This is a genomic window from Streptomyces sp. XY006 (assembly GCF_002237655.1).
Taxonomy (GTDB): Bacteria; Actinomycetota; Actinomycetes; order Streptomycetales; family Streptomycetaceae; genus Streptomyces; species Streptomyces levis.
Window position 1 is genome coordinate 20544 of sequence record NZ_NOKT01000017.1, and the last position, 23919, is coordinate 44462.

Genomic DNA, 23919 nt, shown 5'->3' on the forward strand with positions numbered 1-23919 from the left:
CGGCCCGTTCCCCTTCGTCGTCGGGCGTCACGTCCGCCAGGCGTACCGGCGTTCCGGGCGTCCGGCGGCGCCGTAGCGCAGGGAGACCTCCGCGTTGCCGGTGCTGTGGAAGTACTCCAGGTAGCGGCGGGCGCTCACGCGGGACACGCCGGTCAGGGCCGCGCACTCGGTGGCGGAGAGGGTGCCGTCCGCCTCGCGCAGGGCGCGTTCGACGAGTTCGGCGGTCTCCACGCTCATGCCCTTGGGCAGGGTGTGCACGGCCGCCGGGGCGAACGCGCCCGCCAGGACGCGGTCCACGTCGGCCTGGCCGCGGACGACGGCGGTCAGCAGCCGCCCCCGCTGGGCGGCGTAGCGCTCCAGGCGGGTGCGCAGGTCCTGGAAGTCGAAGGGTTTGAGGAGGTAGTCGGCCACCCCGTGGCGGACCGCGCCGCGCACGGTGTCGGCCTCCTGCGCGGCGCTGATCACCATGACGTCGCAGTCGTGGCCGGCGCTGCGCAGCCGGGGGATCACGTCCAGGCCGAAGATGTCGGGCAGGTACAGGTCGAGCAGGATGAGGTCGGGGCGGAGCGCGTCGGCGGCCTCGATCGCCTGGGCGCCGGTGTTGGCGACGCCGACGACGCGGAACGGTTCGACGCGTTCGACGAAGGCGCGGTGGACCCTGGCCACCATGAAGTCGTCGTCGACCACGAGCACGTCGATCGTGTCCGCCGCGTCCCGTGCCGGGTTCCGTGCCGTGTCCCGGTCCGCAGGACGTGCCGGGTTCCGTGCCGCGTCGCGGGCCGGATCCTGTGCCGCGGTCATGGGGCCACTCCTTCCGCCGCCGTTCCGGGGACGTGACCGACGGTCATGCGTGCGGTGAACACGGCCCCGTCGGGGGTGTTGGACACCGATATCTCGCCCCCGTGCCGTTCGCAGACCAGCTTGGTCAGGGCCAGTCCGATACCGCGCTCGCCCTCCCGGGCGGCCTTGGTGGTGAAGCCGTGGGAGAACACCTCGTGGGCCAGTTCGGGAGCCACTCCGGGGCCGGAGTCGCGGACCACGATCTCCACGCTGGAGGCGTCCTGCCGCAGCGCCACCTCCACCCATGCCTCCTCGTCCTGACCGGCGGCGTCGACGGCGTTGTCGACCAGGTTGCCCACGACGGTCGCCACGTCGGCGGCGTCCTCCGGGGCCAGCCGCTCCAGCGCGGTGTCGTCGGAGATCCGCAGGCTGACCTTCCGCTCGGCCGCGAGGGACGCCTTCGCCATCAGCAGCGCGGCCACCGCCGTGTCCCGGACGCGGCGGCTGAGGGTGACGTCCAGGGACTGGCGGCGCTGGTTCACCGCCCTGATGTACCGGACCACTTCGTCCTGTTCGCCGATCTGGATGAGCCCGGAGATGGTGTGCAACTGGTTGGCGAACTCGTGCGCCTGCGCGCGCAGCAGCTCCGAGGAACTGCGGAAGGAGCCGATCTCCCGCTCCAGCCGGGCGAGTTCGGTCCGGTCGCGCAGGGTGGTGACCGAGCCGAGCGGCCGGCCGTCCTTGGTGACGGTCATCCGGTTCATCACCAGGACCCGGCCGTGGCGCACCACGACCTCGTCCCGGGTGCCGGCGGCGGTCCCGGCCAGCACGTCGCGCAGCCGTCCGTCGATGCCCAGGCCGTCCAGGCTCTGGCCGACGCAGTCCTCGGGCAGGTCGAGCAGGCGGCGGCCCATGTCGTTGACGAGGGTGAGCCGGTCCTGCGGGTCCAGGGCGACCACGCCCTCGGCGATCCCGTACAGCATGGCCTCCCGGTGCTCGGCGAGTCCGGCGATCTCGCGCGGCTCCAGGCCGAGGGTCTGCCGCTTGACCCGCCGCGCGAGCAGCCACGAGCCGGCGACGCCGAGGCCGCTGGCGACGCCCAGGTAGGCGAGCAGGTAGGAGGAGGCGCCGCTCAGCCGCTGCCAGACCGTCGGGTCGGCCTCGCCGATCATCACCGTGCCGAGGATCCGGCCGAGGTTCTCCTCGGTCGCGCCGAGGACGGGGACCTGGGCGGTCAGTTCCCGGCTGCCGTCCAGGGTCAGCTGCCCGGACCAGCCGCGGCCCCGGTCGGTGCCCGGCTCCAGCGGCATGCGCCCGCCGATCAGCGTGGGGTTCGTCGAGCTGACGATCCGCCCGGCGGCGTCGGCCACCGTCACCGAGGTCACTCCGGACTGGGCCTGGGTGGAGAGCACCAGCGGGGCGAGGGCCTCGCCGGGGGCGGGACGCACCAGCTGGCTGCGCACCAGCGGGTTGGCGGCCAGCTGTTCGGCCAGCGCGCTCACCCGGCGCCCCTCGACGCGGTCGAACGTGGCCTGCGACTGGGCGAGGGAGACGCCGGCGACCGCCAGCAGCACCACCACGACGATGGCGAGCTGGAGCACCAGCATCTCGCCCGCGAGCGAATGGCGACGGAAGGCGGCGACCACGGTGAACTCAATCTGCGAGGGCGACACAAGGGGAGCGGCTCATGTGCCGGGTCGCACCATCATGACGTCCACCTGCGGAAACCGGAAGGGAGGTGCCGCGGGCGGTGCGCTCAGGAGCTGTCCGGGCGGGGGCCGATGCCCGACAACTCCCGGATGGTGCCGCCCAGTTTCGCGCGCAGCGGCTCCAGCATGCCGGGCTTGGCGCTGACCACCCAGCGCATGCCGACCAGGTACCTGCCCCCGTAGACGCTCGCCGACTCCAGCCAGGTCTCCTTCAGCCGTTCCTCCGGGAAGGTGGTGATGAGGAAGTCTCCCTTCGGGGTGTGGCACACGCCTTCGCGCAGTTCGTCCGCCTCGGTGCGGATTTTCGCCGTGCAGCCGGCCAGTCCGGCGATCACCTCCACCTTCGCCGGGGCGACGACCCCGGCGGCGGGCGCCCCGGACGCGGTCGGCTTCCCCACCGCCTCGCCGTGGCCGTCACCGCCGCAGGCCGCTGCGAGGGGCAGCACGGCCAGGACCCCGGCCGCGGCGACGGCGCGCAGGAGCCGGGTGCGGGGCGGGGTCCGGTGGGTGGTCCGTACGGTCGGTCGCTGCTGGGACACGTCGCCTCTCCGGGTGCGGTGGTCGGTGGAGTACTCGGCAGGGAGTACGCGCCGGCCCGGAGTGGCGTTCAGGGCGCCAGGCGGCCTGGTCCACAAGGGCGTTCAGGGTGCTAGGCCGCCTTGTCCACGACGGCGCGTGCCTCGCCGAACTGGGTGCGGTACAGCTGCGCGTACCGCTGCCCCGCCGCCAGCAGCTGCTCGTGGGTGCCGCGTTCCACGATCCGGCCGGCCTCGACCACCAGGATCTGGTCGGCCGCCCGGACCGTGGAGAGCCGGTGGGCGATGACGACCGCCGTGCGGCCTTCGAGGGCTTCGGCGAGCGCCTCCTGGACGGCGGCCTCGGAGGTGTTGTCGAGGTGGGCGGTGGCCTCGTCGAGGATCACGACGCGCTGACGGGCCAGCAGCAGCCGGGCGATGGTCATGCGCTGGCGTTCCCCGCCGGAGAGCCGGTAGCCGCGTTCGCCGACGACGGTGTCGAGTCCGTCGGGCAGGGTCCGTACGAGGGTGTCCAGGCGGGCCCGGCGCAGGGCGTCCCACAGCTCCTCCTCGCCGGCCCCGGGGCGGGCGAGGAGGAGGTTGGCGCGGACGGTGTCGTGGAAGAGGTGCCCGTCCTGGGTGACCATGCCGAGGGTCTCCCGCAGGGAGCGGGCGGTGAGGTCGCGGACGTCGACGCCGCCGATGCGGACGGCGCCCGCGTCGGTGTCGTACAGGCGCGGCAGCAGCTGCGCGATCGTCGACTTGCCGGCGCCGGAGGAGCCGACGAGTGCCACGGTCTGTCCCGGTTCGGCGCGGAAGGAGATGCCGTGCAGGACCTCGTCGCCGCCGCGCCCGTCCAGGGTCGCGACCTCCTCCAGGGAGGCCAGGGAGACCCGGTCGGCGGCGGGGTAGCCGAAGCGGACGTCGTCGAACTCGACCGCCACGGGCCCCTCGGGCACCGGGCGCGCGTCCGGCTTCTCCTGGATGAGCGGCTTCAGGTCGAGCACCTCGAAGACCCGCTCGAAGCTGACCAGGGCGCTCATCACCTCGACCCGCGCGCCGGCGAGCGCGGTCAGCGGCGCGTAGAGCCGGGTCAGCAGCAGGGCCAGTGAGACGACCGCGCCGGGTTCCAGGGTGCCGCGCAGGGCGAGCAGGCCGCCGAGGCCGTAGACGAGGGCCAGGGCGAGGGCGGAGACCAGGGTGAGGGCGGTGATGAAGGCCGCCTGGGCGGTGGCGGTGCGGATGCCGATGTCGGCGACCCTGCGGGCGCGTTCGGCGAACTCGCGCGACTCCTCCTCGGGGCGTCCGAAGAGTTTGACCAGGGTGGCACCGGGTGCGGAGAAGCGCTCGGTCATACGGGTGCCCATGGCCGCGTTGAGCGTCGCCGCCTCGCGCTGCATCCGGGCCATGCGGCGGCCCATGCGCCGGGCCGGGATCACGAACACCGGCAGCAGCACCAGCGCGAGCAGGGTGATCGGCCAGGACAGGGTGAGCATCACGGCGAGCGTGAGCAGCAGCGTGACGAGGTTGCTGACCACGCCGGAGAGGGTGTTGCTGAACGCGCGCTGGGCGCCGATGACGTCGTTGTTGAGCCGGGAGACGAGGGCGCCCGTACGAGTGCGTGTGAAGAACGCGACCGGCATGCGCTGCACATGGTCGAAGACGGCCGTGCGCAGATCCAGGATGAGGTGCTCGCCCAGGGTCGCCGAGAGCCGGCGGCCGAGGATCCCGAGCGCCGCCTCCGCCACCGCGATCAGCGCGATGAGCAGGGCCAGACGTACGACGGTGCCCTCGTCGCCGTCCGAGACGATCACGTTCACGACCCGTCCGGCCAGGACGGGGGTGGCCACGGCGAGCAGCGCGGTGGCCACGCCGAGCAGGACGAACAGGCTGATGCGGCGCCGGTGCGGGCGGGCGAACCGGCCGATGCGGCGCAGGGTCGCCGGGGCGAAGGGGCGGTGTTCCTCCTGGGCGTTGACGACGTTGTGCAACTGGGTCCATGCCGTGGTCTCCATACTCATGCGAGGAAACGTAGAACCTCAAGCATTGTTGAGGTCAAGGAGCTCGCGTCACACCCCCGACATCCCGCACAATCGGCCCGATCCCCCTCTCCCCCGACTGTCCGCGCAAAGGCCCCGATGACGCTTCCCACACAGCCGCTTCCCGCAGGCAATCCCCAGGCAGCGCTCCCGCAACCCGCCGTTGGCGCGGCCTGGGAAGCCTCTGCGGATGTGACAGCGGTCCAACTCCCCGACATCCGCCCGGGACGACTCCCCCGTCGCGTCCCGGTCCGCCTCCTCCGGCAGATCCTGTGTCTGCTCCCGCTCCTGCTCGTCACCGTGGTCGCGGTGCGCCACCGCTCGGTGCTGGCCGAGGGCTTCGCCCATCTCGGCACGGCCCGGTGGCCGTGGCTGCTGGCCGCGGTCGGCGCGACCTGCCTGACCTGGGTCGCCGCCGCCTGCACCCGGCAGGGCGCGGTCGTCGAGCGGCTGCCCCGACGGCGGCTGCTGGCCACGCAGTTCGCGGCCGGCGCGGCCAACCACCTGCTGCCGACCGGGCTGGGCGCGAGCGCGGTCAACCTGCGGTTCATGACGGTGTGCGGGCTGCCGCTCGCCCGCTCCTCGGCCGCCCTCGCGCTGTACCTGCTGGCGGAGAGCGTCGGCCGGGTCGCCCTGCTGGGCGCCCTGCTCCTGGCGTTCCCCGACGCGCTGCGGCTCGGCGCACTGGTCCCGGAGACGGCGTTCGGCCCGCTGCTGGCCGGGGCCGGCGCGGTGCTGGCGATCGCGGTGGCCGTGCTGGTCCTGGTCCGGCGGTTGCGCACGGCCCTGCTGTCCTTCCTGCGCACCGCGCTCGGCGAGGCGCGCGAGGTGCACACCCGTCCCGCCCGGGCCCTGGCGCTGTGGGGCGGCGCGCTGGCGTTCCCGGCGCTGCAGGCGTCCGTGCTGGTGCTGGTGGGGCGGTCGCTCGGCCTCGACGTGCCGGCGGCGCACATGGCGGTGGCGTATCTGGCGGCGACGTGCGCGGTGGCGCTGGTGCCCACACCGGGCGGGATCGGCTCGGTGGAGGCGGCGCTGGTGGTGGCGCTGGTCGCGGCCGGCGGCCCGGCCGCGGTGGCCACGGCCGTGGTCCTGGCCTTCCGGGTCGTCACGGTCTGGCTGCCGCTGGTGCCGGGTGCGCTGACGCTGGGCGCGCTGGTGCGGCTGAAGGTGATCTGACCGGCCCGGTAGCGTGCGGATCCCGTCACGCAGAAGGGACTTCACCATGCCGGTACGCGTCGAGCGCCGAGGGCCCGTGACCACGGTCGTCCTCTCCCGCCCCGAGGTGCGCAACGCCGTGGACGGCCCGGCCGCGGCCGAACTCGCGGCCGCCTTCCGGGCGTTCGAGGCGGACGAGGAGGCACGGGCCGCCGTGCTGTGGGGCGAGGGCGGCACGTTCTGCGCCGGTGCCGACCTCAAGGCGCTCGGTACCGGGCGCGGCAACCGGGTCGAGCCGGAGGGCGACGGCCCGATGGGGCCGACCCGGATGCGGCTGTCGAAGCCGGTGATCGCGGCGGTGGCCGGGCACGCCGTGGCCGGCGGTCTGGAACTCGCCCTCTGGTGCGACCTGCGGGTGGCCGAGGAGGACGCCGTGTTCGGCGTGTTCTGCCGCCGCTGGGGCGTGCCCCTGATCGACGGCGGCACGGTGCGGCTGCCCCGGCTGATCGGCACGGGCCGGGCCCTCGACCTGATCCTGACCGGCCGTCCGGTGCCGGCCGCCGAGGCGCTGGACATGGGGCTGGTCAACCGTGTCGTACCGCCCGGACGCGCCCGCGCGGCGGCGGAGGAACTGGCCGCCGGGATCGCCCGGTTCCCGCAGGCCTGCCTGCGCTCCGACCGGGCCTCCGTCCTCGGCCAGGAGGGCCTGGGCGAACCGGCGGCGCTGGAGGCCGAGTTCCGGCACGGCACGGGCGTGCTCGCCGAGAGCCTGGAGGGCGCCGCCCGGTTCGCCGCGGGCGCCGGCCGCCACGGGTCGTACCCGGACCTGTGAGAGAGGCCACGTGACAGTACGTCATGTGCGGTGATTCACGCTCCGCTCACCCCCGTCCGCGGTACGAACCCCCGTGCGGGATGCGGCAGGATGAACGGCCGGGCCGACCGCGGGTCAGGGCGGTCGGGCACCGACGGAGATTTCCCGGAAACGAGCAGGGGACGACGTGACGACACTTCCCATCCGGCCGCCGGCGACGGCGGTCCGCGCCGCGCTTCTTCTCCGCGGAGGTGACCGGTGAACCGGGCGCTCACCGTGGACGATCTGCTCTTCGCCGGCATCGCGCTGGCCTCGGGCCTGCTGGCGGCGTTCGCGCTGCGGATCCTGCTGCGCTGGCTGGGCCGGCACGCGGACCGCACCCGCTGGAGCGGGGACGACGTCATCGTGCACGCGCTGCGGGCCGTGGTGCCGTGGGCCGCGGTGGTGGGCGGCGCGGCGGGCGCGGCGGCGGTGCTGCCGCTGACCCGGACGGTGCAGCACCACACCAACCAGGTGCTGACGGTGCTGCTCATCTTCGTCGCGACGGTGTCGGCGGCGCGGGTGGTGGCCGGGCTGGTGCGCTCGGTGACCCAGTCCCGGTCGGGCGTCGCCGGTTCGGCCACGATCTTCGTCAACATCACCCGGATCCTGGTCCTGGCGATCGGCTTCCTGGTGGTGCTGCAGACGCTGGGCATCTCCATAGCGCCGCTGCTCACCGCCCTCGGCGTCGGCGGTCTGGCGGTCGCGCTGGCGCTGCAGGACACCCTCGCCAACCTCTTCGCGGGCATCCACATCCTCGCCTCCAAGACCGTCCAGCCGGGCGACTACATCCGGCTCAGCAGCGGCGAGGAGGGCTACGTCGAGGACATCAACTGGCGGCAGACGACGATCCGCAACCTGTCCAACAACCTCGTGGTGATCCCCAACGGTCAGCTCGCGAAGGCGAACATGACCAACTTCATGCGCCCCGAGGAGCAGCTGACCATCCTGCTCCAGGTCGGCGTGGCCTACGACAGCGACCTGGAGCACGTGGAGCGGGTCACCAACGAGGTGATCGCCGAGACGATGCGGGACGTCGAGGGCGCCGTGCCCGACCACGAGCCGATCATCCGCTTCCACACCTTCGGCGACTCCCGGATCGGCTTCACCGTCATCCTGGGCGTCGGCGAGTTCAGCGACCAGTACCGGATCAAGCACGAGTTCATCAAGCGCCTGCACAAGCGCTACCGCGCCGAGGGCATCCGCATCCCCGCCCCGGCCCGCACGGTGACCCTGCAGCAGGGCGGGGTCGGCATCCCCCAGCAGCGCACCGGCGAGATCGAGCCCGGCGAGATGACCGCCGCCCGGTTCGACTAGCCGCGCGGCGGCGCCGACGGTGATCCGCGGGCGGTGATCCGCGCCACCCCGCCGGATCACCGTCGGCGACGCCTCGTGTCCGGCCGGTCACGGCAGGGCGGCCGGTTGCCCGAAACCGGTCGCCGACCCCTGTCGAGACGAGGTCGATCACGAGATATCTTGATGTCGAGCAATGTTGCAGACGTGGAGCGGAGCACCCGGTGACTGACTCGACCATCATCTATACGCACACTGACGAGGCCCCCGCCCTGGCGACGTATTCCTTCCTGCCGGTGGTCCGGGCGTACGCCTCGCAGGCGGGTGTCCCGGTGGAGACCCGCGACATCTCGCTGGCCGGGCGCATCATCGCCGTGTTCCCGGAGTACCTGTCCGAGGACCAGCGCATCGCGGACGCCCTCGCGGAGCTCGGCGAGCTGGCCAAGACGCCCGCCGCCAACATCATCAAGCTGCCGAACATCTCGGCGTCCATCCCGCAGCTCAAGGCCGCCATCGCCGAGCTGCAGGGCCAGGGCTACGCGCTGCCGGACTACCCGGACGACCCGAAGACCGACGAGGAGCGCGAGATCCGCGCCCGCTACGACAAGGTCAAGGGCTCCGCCGTGAACCCCGTCCTGCGTGAGGGCAACTCGGACCGCCGCGCCCCCGCCTCGGTGAAGAACTACGCCAAGTCCCACCCGCACCGCATGGGCGCCTGGACCGCCGAGTCCAAGACGAACGTGGCGACCATGGGCCAGAACGACTTCCGCTCCACCGAGAAGTCCGTGGTGATCGCCGAGGACGGCGTGCTGCGCATCGAGCTCGTCGGCGACGACGGCACGACCACCGTGCTGCGCGAGTCGGTACCCGTCCAGCAGGGCGAGGTCGTCGACGCCTCCGTGATGCGCGTCGCCGCGCTGCGCGAGTTCCTCACCGCGCAGGTCGCCGAGGCCAAGGCCCAGGGCGTGCTGTTCTCCGTGCACCTGAAGGCCACGATGATGAAGGTCTCCGACCCGATCGTCTTCGGCCACGTGGTGCGCGCCTTCTTCCCGAAGACCTTCGCCCAGTACGGGGACAAGCTGGCCGCGGCCGGTCTGACGCCGAACGACGGTCTGGGCGGCATCTGGAAGGGCCTGGACGCCCTGCCGGAGGGCGCCGAGATCAAGGCCTCCTTCGACGCCGAGCTCGCCGAGGGCCCGGAGCTGGCGATGGTCGACTCCGACAAGGGCATCACCAACCTGCACGTCCCCTCGGACGTCATCATCGACGCCTCCATGCCGGCGATGATCCGCACCTCCGGCCACATGTGGGGCCCGGACGGCCAGGAGCACGACGCCCTCGCGGTGATCCCGGACTCCTCCTACGCGGGCGTCTACCAGGCCGTGATCGAGGACTGCAAGGCCAACGGCGCCTTCGACCCCTCGACCATGGGCACGGTGCCGAACGTCGGCCTCATGGCGCAGAAGGCCGAGGAGTACGGCAGCCACGACAAGACCTTCGAGATCGCCACCACGGGCACGGTCCGCCTGGTCGACGGCAACGGCACCGCGCTGATCGAGCAGAGCGTCTCGGCCGGTGACATCTTCCGCGCCTGCCAGACCAAGGACGCGCCGATCAAGGACTGGGTGAAGCTGGCCGTCACCCGCGCCCGCGCCACCGGCGACCCGGCCGTGTTCTGGCTCGACGAGACCCGCGCCCACGACGCCAACCTGATCGCCAAGGTGAAGACCTACCTGGCGGAGCACGACACCGAGGGCCTGGACATCCGGATCCTGTCCCCGGTCGAGGCGACGAAGCTGTCGGTGGAGCGCATCCGCCGCGGTGAGAACACCATCTCCGTCACCGGCAACGTGCTGCGCGACTACCTCACCGACCTGTTCCCGATCCTGGAGCTGGGCACCAGCGCCAAGATGCTCTCGGTCGTCCCGCTGATGGCGGGCGGCGGTCTGTTCGAGACGGGCGCGGGCGGCTCCGCCCCGAAGCACGTGCAGCAGCTGGTCAAGGAGAACTACCTGCGCTGGGACTCCCTCGGTGAGTTCTTCGCGCTGGTGCCGTCCTTCGAGCAGTACGCCAAGGTGACGGGCAACGCCCGCGCCCAGGTGCTGGCCGACACCCTCGACCGGGCCACGGCGACCTTCCTCAACGAGGACAAGTCCCCGACCCGTCGCGTCGGCGGCATCGACAACCGCGGCAGCCACTTCTACCTGTCCCTGTACTGGGCGCAGGAGCTGGCGCAGCAGACCGACGACGCGGACCTGGCGAAGGCCTTCGCCCCGTTCGCCGAGACGCTCGCCGCGAACGAGCAGAAGATCGTCGACGAGCTGATCGCCGTGCAGGGCAAGCCGGTCGACATCGGCGGCTACTACCAGCCCGACCCGGCGAAGGCCGCCGAGGCCATGCGCCCGTCGGCCACGTGGAACGAGGTCCTGGCGTCCCTGAGCTGACGCCCCGGGCCCCCTCGGCCCGTTGACCCGCGCCCCGGCCGGCATCGCGCCCGGCCGGGGCGCGGGCGTGTCTCACCAGTCGCGGGGGGCGATGAGCTCCTCCACGTCGGCGTCCGCGAAGCCGTAGGCCCGGGCGACGAACCAGAAGGCCTCCGCCAGCTCCTCCCTCGCCACCGTCTCGATCTCGCTGCCGGCCTCCTCGAAGGCGGTCTGGAGGTCGTTGAACGCCTCGGTGGCAGCGTGGGTCAGCGGGTACAGCGCCGCCGTGTCGGCGGGCTGCTCGGCCTCGATCCGCGCGCACAGCCGCAGCAGGATCTCCCTGCCGCGGTCCAGCACGTGGTCGGGGTAGTAGTCGTCTGTGTAGAGGGCCTTGAGGAACGGGTGTGTGGCCACTTCGTGGTTGCGGAGGGACATGATGCGATCATGCACCAGGTCACTGACAACCGCCCCGGAGCCGCCCCATGCCCTCTGTCGCACCCTCCTTCGAGCTGCTGCCCGGTGCCGCCCGCTCCCCGGTGATCCTGCACGTGCCGCACGCGGCGCGGGACCTGCCGGACGAGGTGCGCGCGGGGATCGTGCTCGACGACGAGGCGCTCGCGCGGGAGCTGGACCACATCACCGACGCGCACACGGACCGGCTCGCCGAGGCGGCGGCCGGCCGGGCGGCGGTGAGGCCGTGGCGGTTCGTGAACCGGCTGTCGCGGCTGGCCGTCGACCCGGAGCGGTTCCCGGACGAGCGGGAGGAGATGCGGGCCGTCGGCATGGGCGCGGTGTACACGCGGACCACGCACGGCGCGGCGCTGCGGCCCGAGGGCTTCGAGGCCGGTCCGCTCGTCGAGCGGTACTTCCTGCCGTACGCGGGGGCGATGACCCGGGCCGTGACGGAGCGGCTGGCGGCCACCGGGCGGGCCGTGATCGTCGACGTGCACTCCTATCCGAGCCGTCGGCTGCCGTACGAGCTGCACGGGGACGGGCCCCGGCCGCCGGTGTGCCTGGGCACGGACTCCTTCCACACCTCGCCGCGGCTGCTGGACGCCGCCCTGGAGGCGTTCGGGGAGACGGGTCTGGACAGCCCGTTCAGCGGGACGTACGTGCCGCTGGAGTTCCACGGGCTCGACACGCGGGTCGAGGCGCTCATGGTGGAGATCCGCCGGGACACCTACATGACGGAGCCGGGCGGTCCCGCCGGGCCCGGGCTGGAGCGGCTGGCCGGCGCGCTCGCCGGTCTCGTCGACGCGGTGTCCCGCTGAGCCGTCGCCGTCACCGGCTGGAGCACTCCGGCGCGACACGGGGCGGGAGCACGGCGAGGGTGGGTGCATGACGGAGGAGACCACCACGCTGACCGGCCAGGCCCCGCCCCCGGTACGGGACTGGCCCGCCCTCGACCTGGACGGGACCGACTTCGACCCCATCCTCGCCGAACTGATGCGCGAGGGGCCGCTGACCCGGATCCGGCTGCCGTTCGGCGAGGGCTGGGCATGGCTGGCCACCCGGCACGAGGACGTGAAGCTGATCACCAATGATCCCCGCTTCAGCCGCGCGGAGGTGACCGGGCGTCAGGTGACGCGCATGGCACCGCACTTCAAGCCGCGGCCCGGTTCCCTCGCCTTCGCCGACCAGCCCGACCACAACCGGCTGCGCAAGGCCGTCGCCGGGGCGTTCACCGTCAGCGCGATGAAGCGGCTGCGGCCCCGCGCCCAGCGGATGCTCGACGCGCTGGTCGAGGGCGTGGTGCGGGACGGGCCGCCCGCCGACCTGGTCGAGCGGGTCCTGGAACCGTTCCCGATCGCCCTGGTCAGCGAGGTCATGGGCGTGCCGGAGGCCGACCGGGAGCGGGTGCACGCCTGGACCCGGCAGATCATCTCCACCTCCGGCGGGGCCGAGGCCGCCGACCGGGCCAAGCACAGCCTGTACGGCTGGATCACGGAGACGATCCGCTCCCGCGCGGGCGCCACCGGCGAGGACGTGTACGCCCTGCTGGGCGCCGCCGTGGCGCGCGGCGACCTCGGCGAGACGGAGGCGATCGGCCTCGCCGGTCCCCTGCAGATCGGCGGCGAGGCCGTCACCCACAACTGCGGGCAGATGCTCTATCTGCTGCTCACCCGGCCCGAGTTGGGGCAGGCGTGGCGGGAGCGGCCCGAGGCGCGGGACGCCCTGCTGGACGAGCTGCTGCGGTACGTCCCGCACCGCAGCTCCGTCGGCCTGGCGCGGATCGCCCTGGAGGACGTCGACCTGTGCGGGCACCGCATCCGCGCGGGCGACCCGGTGTACGTCTCCTACCTCGCCGCCAACCGCGACCCGGACGTCTTCCCCGAGCCGGACCGGACCGACCCGGGCCGTGCCCCCAATCCGCACCTGGCCTTCGGCAACGGGCCGCACTACTGCACGGGGGCGGTTTTGGCCCGCCTCCAGACCGAGCTGCTGCTCACCACCCTGCTGGAGCGCCTGCCGGACCTGCGCCTCGCCGTCCCGGCCGACCAGGTCGCCTGGCGGCGCAGGACGATGATCCGCGGGCCGCGGACCCTGCCCTGCACCTGGTGAAGGGAGCGCGCGGGCCGGTGGTCAGGCCCGCAGCCACTCCGTGACGACGACGTCCGCGCCCGTGCGCAGCCGCAGGGCGAACGGGCCGGACAGGGGTGTGTCGGCGGTGAACCGGCCCAGGTCGTCCGCCGTGAGCGGGGAGCCGGGGCGCGGACCGCCCAGCACCTCGATACGGGCGGGCTGCGGGGGCAGCACCTGCCCCATCAGGCCGTCCTCCGTCACCTCGACGTCGACCGTCACCTCGCCCGCCCGGAAGGTCAGCATCCGGGGGGCGGCGGGGGCGCCGCGCACCGGGAGGGCGTCGACCAGCGAGTCGAAGGTCAGCTCGGCGACCCGGGCGTCCAGGTCGTGCAACGCGTAGGCGTCGACGGCCAGTTGCTGGAGCTCCGGAGGGACCGGGTCGAGGACGGCGGCGGCCCGCCGCAGCTCCTCCTCCAGCAGTCCGTCGTCGAACTCGCCGTCGTCGAAGTCCTCCGCGCCGAACAGGTCCTCGCCGTCGCCGCCGTCCATGCCGTGCCGGTCGTGGGTGCCGCTCACATCGCCCCCCGTGCCTCTAGCCGGGCCCGCAGCCGGCGCAGGCAGCGCTGGCGCAGCGGCCCGATGCTGCCCACCGCGATGCCGAGCGCGGCGGACACGTCCTGGTAGCTGGGCGGCGGCGTGGCCATCAGCACCCGCAGCAACTGCCTGCAGCGCTCGCCCAGTTCCTCGAACTCCTGCCACAGCCGCCGTACGCGCTCGCTCTGGGCGGCGGCCTCCTCGGACTCGAGCAGCGACTGCTCCGGTGTGCCGTCCTCGCTGATCCGGTCCAGCAGGCGCGGATCGTCGGTCAGGGTCAGCCGCTGCGCGCTTCTGATCACCTTCAGGCACTCGTGGCGCGCGGTGCTGGCCAGCCACGCGCCCGCCTTGTCGGGCTCGCGGATCCGCCCGAGGTGCTGGGCGAAGCGGAACCACGCGGTCTGGTAGACCTCGTGGGCGTCCGCGTCGGAGAGCCGGTGGGCGCGCACCACGGACCACACCAGCGGGCTCAGCCCTTCCACGAGCGCTTTCCAGGCCGCCGCGTCGCCGTCGGCCGCGGCCTGGACGAGCGCGCCGGCATCAGTACGGTCCACGGCAGCCCCACCCCTCGTGTACGGCACGTCATCGTACGCCGAGGAGGGGGCGGCTTCGGCCCTCACAGGCCGGGAGCCTGGCGCACGACCGGCACCGGGCGCCAGGTCGGCGGTCGCAGCGCCGGCACCTGCGCCCCGCGCACTTCGGCCACCCCCGCCTGTGCGGCCAGGAGCCGGTGCCGGGCCGCGCGCGGGTCGGTCTCCTTGTGCGCCGTCATGTGCGCGGCGATCATGCCCGCGGTCACGGGGGTGGCGAAGGAGGTGCCGCTCCACTGGGCGTAGCCCTCGAACATCACCTGGTCCGGCTTGGCGGCGTTGCCCTCGTCGCTCAGGACGCCGCTGTGGCGCGGGTGCCGGCAGGTGCAGTCGTAGGTGAAGCCGTAGCGGCAGGCGTCGTAGGTGGAGTGCTGGTAGACGTACGGGACGGGGGTGTCGAAGCCGGTGAGGACGCTGGTGAGGCGCTCGCCGGGGGCGTACACCCGCACCCAGGGGCCGTGGTTGGTGAAGCAGGCGCCGTACTCGCCGTCGCTGCGCAGCGCGCCCACCGACAGCACCGAGTCCTCCCAGCCGGGCAGGCCGGCGTAGGCGGCGGGCCAGAAGGGGCTGGCGGCGGCGTTGTTGCCGGCGGCGGCGACCAGCAGGGTGCGCTGCGCGCGCAGTTCCCGCATGAAGTTCTCCACGCCGAGCAGTCCGTCGGTGCGGCCGTTGGAGGTGCCGGCGGACAGGCTGAGGACGTCGGGCCAGCCGTCGGCGTCGACGGCCTCGAAGAGCTTCTCGCCGAACTCCGACTCCAGGATGGCGCCCGCGTCGTTGAGGGTGCCGCGGACGGTGATGTCGGTGTTGGGCGCGACGGCGGCGACGAGCCCGGCGATGAACGTGCCGTGGCCGACGTACTGCTGCAGGATGCCCTGTTCGTCGCACTCCTGGAGCTGGGCGTCGCCCTCGGTGTGGGCGAGCAGTCCGCAGGAGCGGTAGTCGTGCATGAGACCGGTGTCGACGACGAGGACGCCGACGGCGGTGCCCGGGTCGTGTGGCGTGTCGGCGGGCGCCGGGTTGGGCGGCTCGCTGAGCGGGGCGGGCACCGGTTCGTCGCCGGGGCAGGCGTTGACCGCGATGTGCACCACGTGGTTGCGGGCGACCATCCGGTGGCCCGCGCGCGCCTCGCGCTCGCGCACGGACCGCAGCGCGTGGGCGACAGCCCGGTCCGCTCCGCGGTGCCCCTCGCCGGGGTCGCCGACCCGGATCCGGGTGACGCCGCTGCGGTTGGCCGGCGGGCCCGCGCGGCGGACCTGCTCCTGGTCGAGGTCGGGCGCCGCGGTGAAGTGGGCCCGTACGGTGTCCTCGACGATCTGTGCCTCCTCGCCGTCGCGGACGAGGACGACGCCCTTCTCGTACATGAACTCGGCCGAGTCGTCGGGCCCCATGGCCAGGGGGACGCCGGGCATCGAGCGCTGGATCTGCTCGAACTGCTCGTGGAAGCGCTGAGGTGCCATGGCGGGTCCTCCCGTTGGTGCGACGGCGGCGGTCGGTGCGCGAAGCGGTCGTCGATTCTGTCGGCATGAGTCGCCGGGCGGGGTTTTGATACAGCTTCGAACCTGTGGGGTGCCGTGCGGTGCCACTACCATCCGTGGAGTGACGGCGGGAAGCGACTCGGTGCTGGAACTGCTGCCGATGGTGTTCGCCGACCCGGGCGAGGCTCTCGCGAGGGCCACGGCGCTGCTGGACGCCGGCCCCGCGCCGCTGCACGCCTCCGTCGCCCACCAGGTGATCGGCATCTGGCAGCGGGACTTCGGCGATCTGCGGCTCGCGCTGCACCATCTGCGGCGGGCCCGGGAGTGCGCGGCGCGGGCCGGCTCGGCCGACCGGGAGGCGGACGTGCTGGCCACCACGGGCGTGGCGCTGGTGCACGCGGGCCGCACCCGGGAGGGCCTGGCGGCGTTCGAGCGGGGTGTGGCGCGCGGCGGCGGGCTCACCCGGGCGCGGGTGCTGTACCGGCGGGCGTACGTGTGGTGGGTGCTCGGCCGGCACCGCGAGGCGCTGGAGGACGTACGGCGTGCCGTGCCCGTGCTGCGGCAGGCGGAGGACGTGATCTGGACGGCTCGGGCGCTGACCCTGCGGGCGACGGTGCATCTGGCGCTCGGCGCGGTGGAGCGGGCCGAGGCGGATTTCGCCGCGGCCGAGGCGCTGTGGGAGACCACCGGCCAGGAGCACGACAAGGCCGACGCGGTGGAGAGCCGGGGGCTCGCCGCGTTCCGCTCCGGGGACGTGCCGGCGGCGCTGCGGCTGCTGGACGAGGCGGAGAAGCGGTACGCCCGGCTGGGCACGCCGACGTTCATGCTCAACATCCGGCGCTGCGAGGTCCTGATGGCGGCCGGGCTGGCCCCCGAGGCGCTGGCGGAGGCGGACGGCGCGATCGGGAAGCTGGACGGGATCGGCGGGCAGTCCACCCGCAAGGCGGAGCTGCTGCTGGTCGCCGCGCGGGCGGCACGGCTGGCCGGGGACCCGCACACCGCGATCGCCCGGGCCGCCCTCGCGGTACGGCTGTTCGCGGGGCAGCGGCGCACCTGGTGGGAGACGCACGCCCGGCTGGTGCTGGCCGAGGCGCGGCACGCGGCCGGGCGGGGTTCGGGGCGGCTGGTGGCGGACGCCGCCGCGGTGGCCGGGAAGCTGGCGTCGTTCGGCGCTCCGGCCGCGCCGGAGGCGTCGCTGCTCGCGGGCCGGATCGCGCTGGATCTGGGCTGGACGGCGGACGCCGAGCGGCATCTGGCCGTCGCGGCGCGCAGCCGGCGCAGCGGTCCGCCGCTGGCGCGGCTGACGGGCTGGTCGGCGCAGGCCCTGCGGGCCCGGGCCGCCGGGTCGGCCCGGGGCGTGCTGGAGGCCTGCCGGCGGGGCCTGGACGTGCTCGACGACCACCGGATGACGCTGGGCGCCTCGGAGTTGCGGGCCCGCGCCACCGAACAGGGCGCGGAGCTGGCGGCGTTGGCGCAGCGGGCCAGTCTGGTCTCGGGCGGGCCGCGGCGGCTGCTGGTGTGGAGCGAGCGCTGGCGGGCCACCGTGCTGGCGACGCCGCCGACACGGCCGCCCGCCGACCCGGAGCTGCTGAGCGGCATGACCGCCTTCCGGGAGATCGCCTCGCGTGCGGAGGCCGCGCGGATGGAGGGCCGGCCGGTCCTGGCGCTGGAGCGGGAACAGCGGCGGCTGGAGCGGGTGATCCGGTCCCGGACCCTGCACATGCGGGGCGAGGCGCCAGGAGGCGGTGACCGGTTCGACGTGGACCGGCTGCTGGCGCACCTCGGCGACGAGACGCTGCTGGTGGAACTCGCCGTGCTGGACGGGCGGGTGCAGGTGCTGCTGTGCGGGCGGGGGCGGGTGCGCCGGTTCGAGGCGGGGCTGCTCGCCGAGGCGGAGCGGGAGGCCGAGCATGTGCAGGCCGGGCTGCGGCGGCTGGCGCACCCGGGGGCGGAGGCCCGGCTGCCGGTGGTGGAGACGGCCGGGCGGCGCCTGGAGGAGCTGCTGCTCGGGCCGGCCGCGGCGCGGCTGGGTGGCGGGCCGGTGGTGATCGTGCCGCCGGGGCGGCTGCACCGGGTGCCGTGGGCGCTGCTGCCGTCGCTGCGGGAGCGGGTGTTCAGCGTGTCGCCGTCGGCGGGCAGCTGGCTGCGCGCCCGGGAGACGGAGCCGCCGCCGGACGGCCGTCATGTGCTGGTGCGCGGGCCGGGGCTGGCGACGGGCGGCGCGGAGGTGCCCGAGCTGGCCGGACGGTATCCGGGCGCGACCGTCCTGGAGGAGGCGCGGGCGCGTGTGCCGCGGGTTCTCCGGGAGCTGGACGGGGCGGCGCTCGCGCACATCGCCGCGCACGGCACGTTCCGTGCGGACAGTCCGTTGTTCTCCGCGCTGCGGATGGGCGACGGGCCGATCGTGGTGCACGACTTCGAGCGGCTGGACCGCAGCCCGTACCGGATCATCCTGTCCTGCTGCGACACGGCCCGCTTCGCGTCCGTGGGCGCCGACGAGCTGCTCGGCCTGGTGACCGCGCTGCTGCCGCTGGGGACGGCCGGGGTGGTGGCGTGCAGCGCGCCCGTCAACGACGCCGCGGTGGTGCCGCTGATGCTGGCCCTGCACAAGGGCCTGGGCGCCGGCCTGTCCCTGGCGGAGGCCCTGCGCGACGCCCGGACCGCCCTCCCGGGCGACGCCCTGCACCAGGCGACGGGCTGGGCGTTCTCGGCGTTCGGAGCGGCCTGACCCGACGAACCGGCTGGGCGGTCGTCAGCGAGGTCGCCTGGTTCTGCCGGGGGCGCAGGACGGGGCCCGTTCCGCCGGAGGCGCGGCGCGGGGCCGGTCCCACCAAGGCCGCGCGGCGGGACCGCTTTCACCGGGGGCGCGGGGCAGGACCCGTTCGCCCGGGGCGCGGCGCGGGGCCGGTTCGCCGGGCCCGATTCACCCGGGGTGCGGCGCAGGGCCGGTTCCACAGGAGACGCCGGGGCGGGGGCCGTTCCGGCCGAGGCGCGGGGCAAAACCCCTTCCGCCCGAGGCGCGGGGCAGGACCCGTTCCGTCCGGGGCGCGGGACCGTTTCACCGGGGGCGCGGGGCCCGTTCGTCTGTTGGGCGTCAGGCCGCCTCCAGGGTGTCCGTCAGGCGGGGCAGGGACGCTCGGTCGCCGGCGCCCAGGCGGGCGTAGGCGCTGTAGAGGTGGTTGCCGACGGTGCGGATCGACAGGGTGAGGCGTTCGGCGATCTGGCGGTTGCTCAGGCCCGCCGCGGCCAGGGTGACGATCTGCCGTTGCCGGGCGGTGAGTTCCCCGAGGGCCAGCCCGGACAGGGCCGGTGTGCGGGCGCCCTCGCAGCGCCGGGCCAGGGCGACGGCCCGGGTCCGGGAGTGCCGGGCGGCGCGCGGGTCGCGGTGGGCTGCGACGGCCTGGGCGTGGGCCTCGGCGGCGAACAGCGTGAAGCCCCGCCGTTCCAGCTCCCCGGCCACCTCGTCCAGGGCGGGGCCGTCGGCGCGGGTGAGCGCGTCGGCGTGCCGGGCGAACACGCCGCTCAGCCGGTCGATGACCTTCTCGGGGGCACCGAGCCGGACGGCGTCGTAGGGATCGGCGAGGTCCGCCAGGGCGGTGTCGAGGTCGCCGCCGCTGTCCGGCGGACCGCCGGCCCGGGCGAGTTCCGCCCGGCAGGACGCGTCCTGGGCGTCGCCGCGCAGGCCCTCCCGCGCCCAGGCCGCGGCCTCCCGCACCTCTCCGCGCAGCCGGGCGAACCGGGCTCGTACGGCGGCGTACCGGGCCGGCAGGGGCTCGCCCTCGGCGACCAGCCACTCCCCCACGGGTGTCGGCACCGCCCGTACGTCGTCCTCCTCGATCCGGCGGGCCAGCGCGGCGCGCTCGGCGTCGAGGGCCGAGGCGTGGTCCCGCGGGGCACGGGCCAGCCGGCGCGCCCGCAGCCGGCCCGCCGCGGCGCGGAGCACCGGCCCGTACAGGGGGTGGGCGAGGCGCACAGCACCGGTGTCGTCGACGTGGACCAGGCCGTCGGACTCCAGGACTTCGAGGGCCGCGAGGTCCAGGCCGTCCGGGTCGGACGGCAGGGGTTCGGCGAAGGCGAGGCGGTCGAGGGTCTCGCGCTCGCGCGGGCAGCTGCGGCCGAGGACGTGGGCGGCGCGTTCGCGGACGGCCGGGGTGAGCGGCACCGGGCCCCGCCAGGCCCGTTCGCCGCTTCCCGGTACGGGCGTCAGCCGGGCGCGGACCGCGCCGAGCAGTTCGCGCAGCAGCCGCACATCGCCCCGGGCCAGCCCTTGCAGTCGCCGGGTGGTGAGCGGGTCGAGGGGGCCCGCGCCGGCCGTGAGCAGCTGGGCGGTCACCTCCTCGGGCAGCCGCTCCAGCGGGAGGCGCGGCAGCAGTTCGCCGGTCCAAAGACGGGAGATCGCGCCGGGCACCGGGGCGCCGTCCGTGGCCACGACCAGCAGACGGACGCGGCCGTCCACGGCGAGCTGGTGGACCAGGGCGGCGGAGGCGTCGTCGAGCAGCTGGGCGTCGTCCACCAGCAGGGTGCGTACGCCGGCCAGGAGCTGGACGGCGCGGTGCAGGGTGACCGGTTCGGGCAGCAGGTGCGCGAAGGCGGCGAAGGGGATGGCCCGGCTCTCGGGCGTGCCGGCCGCCCGGGCGCAGTCGGTGCCGCGGACCGCCTCGGTGACCAGGCGGGTCTTGCCGCAGCCGGCGGGGCCGGTCACCACGATGCCGCGGCGGCTGCCGGTCAGGGCCCGGCGCACCAGCTCCAGTTCGTCCTCCCGCCCGGCGAACGGCCAGGGCAGTTCCAGCGTCGTCGCGTCCCTCTGGTAAGTCGTCACACAGACATGAGCGCGGCTGCTCACGTTTGATACAGGGCGACTTGAGTAGCCCTCGACTCAGGTGCCCGGGCCGGTCCGCACGGCAGGCTGTGGCCCATGACCGCACGCTACTGCTCGCTGGCCCAGGCGCCGGCGCCCGCCTTCGCACCGGGGCTGGCCGCCGAGCGGCTGAGCGCGCTGCACGGCGGGCGGCGGATGTGGGTCAACGGCACGGTGCTGCACTACTGGTTCTTCGACGGCGACGCCGACGCGTCCGTCATCCCCGTGCCGGGGACGGGGATGACGCGACGGGTGCCGTGGGCCGGTGCCGAGGCGCAGCGGGACGTGGTGCGCGGGTGCTTCCGCCAGTGGCAGGACCTCGGCATCGGGATCTCCTTCGCCGAGGTCGACGACCGCTCGGAGGCCGAACTGCGCATCGGGTTCCAGCTCGGCGACGGCTCGTGGTCGGCGGTGGGCCGGGACGCGCTGCTGGCCGGGCGGCACGAGCGCACCATGAACTTCGGCTGGGACCTGACCGCGCCCGGGGAGCGCGGTACGGCCCTGCACGAGATCGGGCACGCGCTCGGCATGGTGCACGAGCACCAGAGTCCGTTCGCCGGCCTCCACTGGGACGACGAGGCCGTGTACGCCGAGCTGGCGGGCCCGCCGAACCACTGGGGCCGGGAGCGGACGCACCGCAACATCCTGCGCACGCTCGGCCCGGACGAGGCCAACGGCTCCGTCTGGGACCCGCAGTCGGTCATGGGGTTCCCGTTCCCGTCCGGGTGGATCCTGGAGCCGGAGCGGTACCGCGCGGGCATCGAACCGCCCGGCACCCTGTCGGCGGCCGACAAGGAGTTCGCGCTGCGCTGGTATCCGCCGGCGGACCGACAGCCGCCCGCGCTGGTGCCGTTCCGGTCGGTGCCGCTGGGGCTCGGACCGGGCGAGCAGGCCGACTTCGTCGTCGACCCGCCGGAGACCCGCACGTACACGCTGGGCACCTTCGGCGACGGCGACGCCGTGGTGGTGGTCTTCGAGGAGCGCGACGGGGAACCGCGCTACCTGGCGGGCCGGGACGACGGGGGGACCGCACGGAACGCCACGATCGGCGCCCGGCTCGTGAAGGGCCGCCGCTACATCGTCCGGATACGCCTGTACTCCGCGTGGGGTGCCGGCGAGACGGCGGTGATGTGCTGGTGACGGCACGCGCCCGCCGCACGGACACCTGAGCCACAGTCCGGCACCGGGGGAGCGGTCGAGGACGTCGCCCATGGGGGTGGGTGACGTCCTCGACCACGCCACGCTCCCTCCCCGGCGACCGGGTCACGGACCCGCGCACCCCCGCCGCCCGGGCGGCCGCGCCCGGTGGGCCGTGTGCCGCCCCGCGTCCACCGCCGCGTACAGGTCGCGCCACGCCGCCGCCCGCCGTCGGGCGCTCTCGGCCTCCAGTTTCCGGGCGATCTCCTCGCCGTCGATGCCGAGGCGCTCCAGGCGTCTCCACACCTCGGTGGCGGCGCCGTGACGTCCCATCAGGGTGTCGCCGCACAGGGCGAGGCGGCGGGCGGCCGCCTCCAGGGTGGGCAGGGACATCGAGGTGATCGTGCCCCAGGTGACGAGCCGCTCCACGTACCGGGTGGGGGTCGAGGACGGGTCGGTGACGGTGGTGGACGTCCACATCAGCCGCTGCGGGTGGCCCCCGGCGGCGGCCAGGGACCGCCAGTCGGCGCCGCCGAACCAGTCGTCGTACAGCCGGTAGAGGTGGCGGGCCCGCGCCACGGCGGCCTCGCCGCGCAGCGCCAGGGCGTCCGGGGTGCCCAGTTGCTCCAGCCGGGCGTCGACCTCGGCGTCCAGCAGGCCCACCGGCAGCGAGACGACCGAGGACAGTGCCGACAGCCGCCGTCCGTCGGCCAGCGCGCGCCGCAGTCCCTCCCCGTAGGCTTCGAGCGCTTCGCGGTAGCGGGACACGGAGAAGACCCCGGTGACGTGGACCGGGAAGCCCTCGCCGACGCACTCCCTGATCGCAGCGATGCCCTCGGCGGTGGCCGGCAGCTTGACCATCGCGTTCGGCCGGTTCACCGCGCGCAGCGCCTGCTCCGCCTCCGCCACGGCCGACTCGGCGTCGCGGGCGAGGCGTGGGTCCAGGTCCATCGACACCATGCCGTCCAGGCCGCGCGTGGCCTGGTACACCGGCCGGAGTTCGTCGCAGGCCCACCGGACGTCGTACGCCGCCACCGCGCGCGCGGCGTCGGCGGCGCAGATGTCGTCGGAGGCCAGGCCCGCGAGCTGTTCCCGGTAGGCGTCGTCGGTCTCGACCGCCGTGGCCAGCACGGCCGGGTCGGACGTCGCGCCCCGGACTCCCGTGCGCGCGATGAGACGGGTCAGGCATCCGGAGGCCAGGTGGCCGCGGGTGAGTCCGTCGAGCCAGGGCGAGACGCCCTCCGCGACCAGTTCGTCCAGCTCCAGCACGCCCGGTTGCCTCTGCCGGTCCGACATGGCGGGTCGTCACTCCTTGCTGACACGTCACGAGTTCAAGCGGCTCCGTCAGGTTATTCGCATGCATGCGAGATGAACTACGGGTGACGTGGCACATTGGCGCAAAGTGGTTCCGACATCGACTTGATGAAGTAGCGGCTATTTGACGAAGTGCGCCGGACGCCATTGGGCCGTCCTTCGCTTTCGATACAGGATCGGACCGAACAGCCGGCCGAGGCCCGGCTCGGCCACTCCGTCTGCCGAGGGAGCACCGCGTGCGTGAACCACACCGCCGTCCTCGACGGCCCTGCACGGGACCTGTCCGCATCCCGTACGCGGACCTGTGCCGAGCGCTCGCCACCTGGGCGAACGACCTGTTTTCCGTCGTCCCGTCCGGTCCGGGCTCCCGGGGCGGACGCACGGGCGGCCTCTGGGCGCCCGGCCGTGCCGGGCCGGGCACGGGCCGGTGACGGCCGTTCCGGTTTCCCGGCCCGCCGTCGGTGCCGGACGGCCGGGAAAGCGGCTCGTCCCGGCCGGTAACGCATTTGCGGGGCAGGCGTCTTTGCGTGCTCCGGCGCCGGGTCCACCGCAAAGCGAGCAATTCCCACGCGCGGGGTTCCCGCGGCCTATCCCACGACCAGAGCCATCACCGTAGCCACCACCAGAGCTATTTCGCGTGCCGGACAAAGCGGCGGTCGTCGCG

General features: G+C 74.3%; 18 protein-coding genes. 8 read left to right on the forward strand and 10 right to left on the reverse strand.

Going from position 1 to position 23919, the window contains the following annotated elements:
* Positions 1-27 precede the first annotated feature (27 nt).
* From CHR28_RS20550 to CHR28_RS20565, 4 genes are all read right to left on the reverse strand, one after another.
* Entirely contained in the window at positions 28-801 is a 774-nt protein-coding gene (locus tag CHR28_RS20550; protein ID WP_094055131.1) for a response regulator, read from the reverse strand.
* Positions 798-2426: a sensor histidine kinase gene (locus tag CHR28_RS20555; RefSeq protein ID WP_094055269.1), complete on the reverse strand. Its 1629-nt coding sequence runs from the start codon at positions 2424-2426 to the stop codon at positions 798-800. Before CHR28_RS20555 ends, CHR28_RS20550 begins: the two co-directional genes overlap by 4 nt.
* A 110-nt stretch (positions 2427-2536) precedes the next feature.
* Positions 2537-3028: a hypothetical protein gene (locus CHR28_RS20560; protein WP_094055132.1), complete on the reverse strand. Its 492-nt coding sequence runs from the start codon at positions 3026-3028 to the stop codon at positions 2537-2539.
* A 110-nt stretch (positions 3029-3138) separates the two neighbouring features.
* On the reverse strand, positions 3139-5019 hold the full coding sequence (locus tag CHR28_RS20565; protein WP_094055133.1) for an ABC transporter ATP-binding protein: 1881 nt from the start codon (positions 5017-5019) through the stop codon (positions 3139-3141).
* Between the two features lie 216 nt (positions 5020-5235).
* On the opposite strand from CHR28_RS20565, the gene CHR28_RS20570 reads away from it, so the two are divergent.
* The 4 genes from CHR28_RS20570 (at position 5236) to CHR28_RS20585 (ending at position 10785) form a co-directional block, all read left to right on the forward strand.
* Entirely contained in the window at positions 5236-6219 is a 984-nt protein-coding gene (locus CHR28_RS20570; protein ID WP_373453371.1) for a lysylphosphatidylglycerol synthase transmembrane domain-containing protein, read from the forward strand.
* Positions 6220-6265: 46 nt separating this feature from the next.
* Positions 6266-7030 (forward strand): crotonase/enoyl-CoA hydratase family protein, encoded by a 765-nt coding sequence (locus CHR28_RS20575; RefSeq protein ID WP_094055134.1) that lies wholly within the window; start codon positions 6266-6268, stop codon positions 7028-7030.
* 237 nt (positions 7031-7267) lie between these two features.
* Positions 7268-8365 carry a mechanosensitive ion channel family protein gene (locus tag CHR28_RS20580; protein ID WP_094055135.1) on the forward strand — a complete coding sequence of 366 codons (1098 nt, stop codon included), beginning with the start codon at positions 7268-7270 and terminating at the stop codon, positions 8363-8365.
* Positions 8366-8565: 200 nt separating this feature from the next.
* Positions 8566-10785, forward strand: coding sequence for an NADP-dependent isocitrate dehydrogenase (locus CHR28_RS20585; RefSeq protein WP_094055136.1), 2220 nt, complete (start codon positions 8566-8568; stop codon positions 10783-10785).
* A gap of 72 nt (positions 10786-10857) precedes the next feature.
* On the opposite strand, the gene CHR28_RS20590 is transcribed toward CHR28_RS20585, so the two are convergent.
* On the reverse strand, positions 10858-11199 hold the full coding sequence (locus CHR28_RS20590; RefSeq protein ID WP_094055137.1) for a DUF5713 family protein: 342 nt from the start codon (positions 11197-11199) through the stop codon (positions 10858-10860).
* A gap of 47 nt (positions 11200-11246) precedes the next feature.
* On the opposite strand from CHR28_RS20590, the gene CHR28_RS20595 reads away from it, so the two are divergent.
* Positions 11247-12035: an N-formylglutamate amidohydrolase gene (locus CHR28_RS20595; RefSeq protein WP_094055138.1), complete on the forward strand. Its 789-nt coding sequence runs from the start codon at positions 11247-11249 to the stop codon at positions 12033-12035.
* Between the two features lie 67 nt (positions 12036-12102).
* Positions 12103-13326, forward strand: coding sequence for a cytochrome P450 (locus CHR28_RS20600; protein WP_094055139.1), 1224 nt, complete (start codon positions 12103-12105; stop codon positions 13324-13326).
* Positions 13327-13347: 21 nt separating this feature from the next.
* Here the strand turns inward: CHR28_RS20600 and CHR28_RS20605 are convergent, their stop codons facing one another.
* The 3 genes from CHR28_RS20605 to CHR28_RS20615 form a co-directional block, all read right to left on the reverse strand.
* Complete coding sequence (locus CHR28_RS20605) at positions 13348-13836, reverse strand: hypothetical protein (protein WP_094055271.1); 489 nt, start codon at positions 13834-13836, stop codon at positions 13348-13350.
* Between the two features lie 23 nt (positions 13837-13859).
* Complete coding sequence (locus CHR28_RS20610) at positions 13860-14435, reverse strand: RNA polymerase sigma factor (RefSeq protein WP_094055140.1); 576 nt, start codon at positions 14433-14435, stop codon at positions 13860-13862.
* Between the two features lie 62 nt (positions 14436-14497).
* Positions 14498-15928: a S8/S53 family peptidase gene (locus CHR28_RS20615; RefSeq protein WP_094055141.1), complete on the reverse strand. Its 1431-nt coding sequence runs from the start codon at positions 15926-15928 to the stop codon at positions 14498-14500.
* A 178-nt stretch (positions 15929-16106) separates the two neighbouring features.
* Between CHR28_RS20615 and CHR28_RS20620 the strand changes: the two genes are divergently transcribed.
* The gene (locus tag CHR28_RS20620) at positions 16107-18674 is read left to right on the forward strand and encodes a CHAT domain-containing protein (protein WP_094055272.1); all 2568 of its coding nucleotides are present in this window, start codon (positions 16107-16109) and stop codon (positions 18672-18674) included.
* A gap of 366 nt (positions 18675-19040) precedes the next feature.
* Here the strand turns inward: CHR28_RS20620 and CHR28_RS20625 are convergent, their stop codons facing one another.
* Positions 19041-20765: a LuxR family transcriptional regulator AbsR2 gene (locus CHR28_RS20625; protein WP_094055142.1), complete on the reverse strand. Its 1725-nt coding sequence runs from the start codon at positions 20763-20765 to the stop codon at positions 19041-19043.
* A gap of 96 nt (positions 20766-20861) precedes the next feature.
* Between CHR28_RS20625 and absR1 the strand changes: the two genes are divergently transcribed.
* Positions 20862-21944 (forward strand): beta-glucuronidase AbsR1, encoded by a 1083-nt coding sequence (gene absR1 / locus CHR28_RS20630; RefSeq protein WP_094055143.1) that lies wholly within the window; start codon positions 20862-20864, stop codon positions 21942-21944.
* A gap of 123 nt (positions 21945-22067) precedes the next feature.
* Here the strand turns inward: absR1 and tal are convergent, their stop codons facing one another.
* Positions 22068-23237 (reverse strand): transaldolase, encoded by a 1170-nt coding sequence (tal, locus tag CHR28_RS20635; protein ID WP_094055144.1) that lies wholly within the window; start codon positions 23235-23237, stop codon positions 22068-22070.
* Between the last annotated feature and the right edge of the window lie 682 nt (positions 23238-23919).